General features: G+C 36.9%; 4 protein-coding genes and 1 pseudogene. 2 read left to right on the top strand and 3 right to left on the bottom strand.

Going from position 1 to position 5127, the window contains the following annotated elements; all coding sequences use genetic code 11:
- Nucleotides 1-17: 17 nt before the first annotated feature.
- Nucleotides 18-1603, bottom strand: a pseudogene (gene asnB, locus M901_RS06270) (asparagine synthase B).
- Between the two features lie 131 nt (nucleotides 1604-1734).
- Here asnB and M901_RS06275 point away from each other — a divergent pair.
- The gene (locus tag M901_RS06275) at nucleotides 1735-2208 is read left to right on the top strand and encodes an Lrp/AsnC ligand binding domain-containing protein (protein WP_021277338.1); all 474 of its coding nucleotides are present in this window, start codon (nucleotides 1735-1737) and stop codon (nucleotides 2206-2208) included.
- 86 nt (nucleotides 2209-2294) lie between these two features.
- A complete protein-coding gene (locus M901_RS06280) occupies nucleotides 2295-3224 on the top strand; it encodes a hypothetical protein (RefSeq protein WP_021277339.1) in 930 nt (309 codons plus the stop codon).
- Here the strand turns inward: M901_RS06280 and M901_RS06285 are convergent.
- The gene (locus M901_RS06285) at nucleotides 3189-3791 is read right to left on the bottom strand and encodes a hypothetical protein (RefSeq protein WP_021277337.1); all 603 of its coding nucleotides are present in this window, start codon (nucleotides 3789-3791) and stop codon (nucleotides 3189-3191) included. The genes M901_RS06280 and M901_RS06285 overlap by 36 nt on opposite strands.
- 13 nt (nucleotides 3792-3804) lie before the next feature.
- Nucleotides 3805-5055 carry a S8 family peptidase gene (locus M901_RS16345; RefSeq protein WP_021277336.1) on the bottom strand — a complete coding sequence of 417 codons (1251 nt, stop codon included), beginning with the start codon at nucleotides 5053-5055 and terminating at the stop codon, nucleotides 3805-3807.
- Between the last annotated feature and the right edge of the window lie 72 nt (nucleotides 5056-5127).

Genomic DNA, 5127 nt, shown 5'->3' on the forward strand with positions numbered 1-5127 from the left:
AGGCCTGGCCTGCTTTTTTATTCCCCACTCTTCCCATAGTTAGGAAGAACTCTTGCCGATGGATCTTTAACATCACAGTTTTTCCACTCTCTATTTGGCATCCAAAAATCTTTAACTGTTTTAGATTTTCCTGCGAAGTGCTTTTCAAAAATCTCACGATAGAGTAGAGACTCTTTGTAAATGGTTTTGCAAAATCATATTTTTCGCAGGCCATATGATAATCTGTATCAGAATATTTCTCTTCAGCTAGCTCTTTTAACCAATCAACCAAGTCATGTCCTACAGCATCGGAAAAAGCAGCCTTTTCTCGGAATAAAATCTCTTGTGGAAGATAGCCATCTCTATCAAAGGCTTTCCTTAAAAGATACTTCCCTTCTCCACTCCAGTTCATCTTCAGTTCAGGATGGATTCCCATGACATAAGATACAAAATCTTTATCACTAAATGGAACACGAGCTTCCAAAGAATGAGAACTTATTGATCTGTCAGCTCTTAAAACATCATACATATAGAGTTCTTCAACTCTTTTTTGAGCTTCTTTTTGAAACTCCATCGCACTTGGAGCAAAGTCAGTATATTTATAACCAAAGAGCTCATCGCTAACCTCTCCAGTAAGAATAACTTTGATTCCAGTTTTCTTCTTTACGTACTCACAAACTTTCGACATCCCCATGGCCGCACGAATAGTTGTGATATCCCAAGTTTCTAAGTGATAAATTAAATCATCAAGGTGATCATAGGCTTCCTCTTTCGTAAAAATAACTTCATGATGATCTGTTCCTAAATAGTCTGCGACAATTTTGGCATACTTTAAATCAATCGGATTCGTATCAATACCAACAGCAAAAGTTGTAATCGGCTTATCAGATAATTTGGCAGCAATGGCACAAACAAGTGAAGAGTCCAAACCTCCGCTAAGTAAGAACCCAACTGGTGCATCTGAATCAAGTCTCTTTCTAACAGCTTCAACTAAATGGTCGTGAATTCCTTCATAAACTTCTTCTAGCGCTTCCTTTGCTCTATGATCAATCTCTCTCACATCAAAGAAAGTTTGAATCTTTTCTCCATCAAAAAAATGTCCCGGAGGAAATGCTTCAATTTCATCACAGAGTTCAACTAATGCTTTCATCTCAGATGCAAAACAGAGGGATCTATCAAATTTAGATTTCCCCATAAAAAGTGGTCTAATTCCCAATGGGTCTCTTGCGGCAAAGAACTTTCCATCTCTTTCAATGACAAAAGCAAACTCTCCATCTAAAACGTGGCAAAGTTTTTCAATCCCATATTCTTCAAAAATTGGTAAAATGACCTCACAATCAGAGTCTGATTGAAAGTCGTAACGACTTTGATAGTCCGTTCTTAGTTGACGATGGTTATATATCTCTCCATTACAAACCAGGTGAGATCGCTCAACTGATTTGAAAGGCTGGCTTCCTTTTTCTGAAAGATCCATAATGGCCAATCGGTGAAACCCCATTTTTCCAGATGAAAGCTCTAGAATCTCATGTTGATCCGGACCTCTATAAGAAATCGACTCAAACGACTCCTGAAACTTCTCTTCAAATTGACCTAATTTACCTGTTACAACTAAGAATCCACACATCAGAACCTCCATTCCTTTAATAAATATCGTCATTTATTGAAAATCTTTCAATAGATGGTGGAAACTTTTGAGAATTACTTAACATTAGATTAAAATTAGTAGTGATTTGATAATATCAGAGGACTAAATTGGTGGAAAAATACGAAATTGATAGTTTAGACATTAAAATACTCAACTATTTAAGAAAAGATGCCAGAATGCCATTTATTGAAATGGCCAGAAAGCTCTTTGTATCAGGGGGAACGATCCACCAGAGAGTCGAAAAATTAAAAGAGGCGAAAATCATCACTGGAAGCTCAATCCAGCTCGATCACAAAAAGCTGGGATTTGATGTCACCGTACTCCTCGGGGTCCACCTCAAAAATGCTAAAGACGTTGAAAAAGTCATCAATGAATTGAATAAACTTGATGAAGTTGTTGAGGCCTATTACACAACAGGCTCATATGCTCTGATTGTTAAAATATTAGTCAATGATATTGAACACTTCCATAACTTCCTCATTAAAAAGCTTCAAAGTATTGATGAAGTTCAATCCACAGAGTCCTTTATCAGTCTTAAACAAGTTATTAAGAAAGATGTCTCGCTTCGTGTCAATGACAGATAATGTAATCTAAATTCTATTTCCCTCCTCGAATAAAATAGGGACAATTTAAGCCTATTTACATCTTATACTCATTTTGAGGAGGAATAATGAAAGCAATGATTGCTATTCTTATCGGTCTTTCTGTTTATGCAAATGTTCATATGAAAGGCTTTTGCAAGAACTCGATAAAGTCAGAGGGCTCGGTTCTACATAAAGACGATATTAGTTTCTATGAAAGTCAGGGTCGCACATATGCTTATGGTAAATCCCTTGATGAAGGAAACTTTTTAAAGATTTTTACAAAGGAAGGCGTCGAGACAATTCCATTTGATTATAAAGTTATGGATATGAAAGAAGTTGGAAATCAAATCTTTCTTCTCCAGCCACAAAACCTTATGGTACTCGATAAAGAGACTTTAAAGCTTGAAGGTCTCTATAAAACAACTCATCAGTATCTTGAAAAGAAACACCAAATTGCGAGAGAATTTGAGGTACTAGGAGATCAGATTTTCATCGCTCACGGAAGTTTTGGCCTAAGTGTTCTCGATAAGAAAACTGGTGAGATTACGAAAGAAGCCATCTTTAACCTTCCTCATGGGCCAAATCAAATATCACAGGCGACAGGAATTGCAATTTCTAAAGAACATATTTATCTGAGCTACGACAATGTCACATATAATTTTGGAACTAAGAAAAGAGCATTTGAAGGACTTCTCGTTTTAGATCATGAACTTAACAAACTCAAAGCTCTCTCTATAAAACAAAATCGAGAGGCACTTCATGAGCCAAGTCTTTCAATCGTTGACGGTAAACTCTACTCACAAAATCTTGGCCATATTTACGTCTACCCAACGAAGAATATTTTAAAAGCAAAAAACTTTTGGCCAAAACGAAGACTATTTAAATTTAATAATGAATCACAATTATTAGGGAAACCTATTATTAAGAAGGACAAGCTTAAGGGGTGCTTTTCTAAGTACAACCCGGAGAGAGACTCATTCTCAGCTTTCTTTGATATATTTATTCCAAAATTCTAATAGCTTTACAGGGATTGGTTCTTTCATAAGACTAATCCCTTCTTCTTTGAAAAGATTCTTGTTAACAAGCTCTTCTGACTCTTCGTAAATTTCATTTCTCTTTTCTTGGATATCTAAATCGGACTGACAATTACCACCATCTTTTTGACCCGATTCACAAGGATTAAATGCGATACAACCATATGGTTTAGAATCGACACCTAGTCCACAGCCAAAAGAAGGGTAAAAATAAAAAGGACATGTATAAGACTTTCTAAAGAATTCGCCCGAGGCAATTTGAATATACTGGTCGAGTCTAAACTCTTTAACACAGTCTTCTAAACGACTCTTAACTTCTTCTGTTAGAAGTCCTTTTTTTTCCAATAAGGCCATGGCCTCTAATGCTTCGACTGAAGTCATTTGCATTGAGTTCGCTTCATAAGTACAACAACGGCCAGTACAGGACATACAATCTAGCCCCTTGGCCTCATTATCATACATCTGGGTTGCAAGAAGCTCACGTCTCTCCTTCCCCGATGCCAGATCAAATCTCTTGTACTGCTCCTCTAGGAGCTTCTGAAAAATCATAGAGTCGTATATATCAAGGACTTAAGAAGTTTTCTACGTCTAAACGACCTTCACTGAATGTTTTACCAGCAAAATGTGGAACATGAACAGCTGTCTCAATCATTTTCGTTTTAATTTCGTCAGGTGTCGCTTCTGGAAATCTCGCTTTATAAAGTGCAACTGCCGCAGCGACATAAGGTGCCGACATTGATGTCCCAGAGAGAACCTTATACTTATTATTTGGAACTGTAGAAATAATATTTCTTCCTGGAGCAGCAATGTGAACAGTTAATGGGCCATAGCATGAAAACCCTGTCATTCTATTTTCAGGATTGAGTGCAGCGACTGTGATTTGATTAGGAATTCTAAATGCAGCTGGATAGAGCGGACTCTCATCTAAGTTTTTATAATTATTTCCCGCAGCAGCGACAAAGACAACTCCTCTTTTTCCAGCATCTTTCATATAGTTTTCAAGAATTTCTGAGTGTCCTAATGAGCCCCATGAATTATTAATAACAGTAGCTCCATTTTCAACGGCATACTTCGTCGCCTTAAGGGCTTTTTCAAGGTCCCCTCTCCCCTTTTTATCCATAAATTTAACGGCCATTATATTAGCATTTTGAATGACACCCGCTACACCAACAGAGTTATGCTGAGCACCAATAATTCCACTAACGTGAGTACCGTGGTGGTTATCATCCATTGGGTCACTTGTATTCTTGGAAAAGTTATATCCATAGATATCATCGACATAACCATTTCCATCGTCATCGACGCCCCTTAACCCATTTAGCTCTGCTTGATTTGTCCACATACTTTCTTTAAGGTCTTCATGCTTATAGTCAACACCTGTATCCACAACAGCAACGATAACGTCTTTTTTTCCAGGGTTATTTCTCCAAACATCAAGAATATTAATATCTGAACCAACAACTCCAGGAATAGGAATCCTTCCTCCTCCACGTCGAGGTTCATTATTTCCTAAATTTTGAATACCCCACTGAACCTCCATATATGGGTCAGTTGGTGTAGAACTCAAAGAGATCTCAAAATTCTTATCTATGACAAATGCTGAGTCATCCAATGAATATGGAAGAAGGGAACTAAGATTATTAACCTTGAATGTTGCATGAGGAAAGTTACCGACGAATTCCTCTTTTTCAAAATGATTAACAAGACCTTGGTCTTTTACCATAACTAAGTAATCAGCTCTAGCAAGACCTGAAATAGCAGTTAATGCAATAAAAGGTAATAACTTTGATTTTATAGCGTTTAAATTCTTCATCCCTATATTCCTTAGACTTCATCCTTAAAGTATTTTTTTAATATTTCTGAGACCAATTTATTTTTTTCTTCT

The sequence above is a fragment of the Bacteriovorax sp. DB6_IX genome (genome assembly GCF_000447775.1).
Lineage (GTDB): Bacteria > Bdellovibrionota > Bacteriovoracia > Bacteriovoracales > Bacteriovoracaceae > Halobacteriovorax_A.

Coding starts and splice junctions, on each gene's coding strand:
- M901_RS06280 (WP_021277339.1), top strand. CDS start 2,295: ATGAAAGCAATGATTGCTATTCTTATCGGTCTTTCTGTTTATGCAAAT.
- M901_RS06285 (WP_021277337.1), bottom strand. CDS start 3,791: ATGATTTTTCAGAAGCTCCTAGAGGAGCAGTACAAGAGATTTGATCTG.
- M901_RS16345 (WP_021277336.1), bottom strand. CDS start 5,055: ATGAAGAATTTAAACGCTATAAAATCAAAGTTATTACCTTTTATTGCA.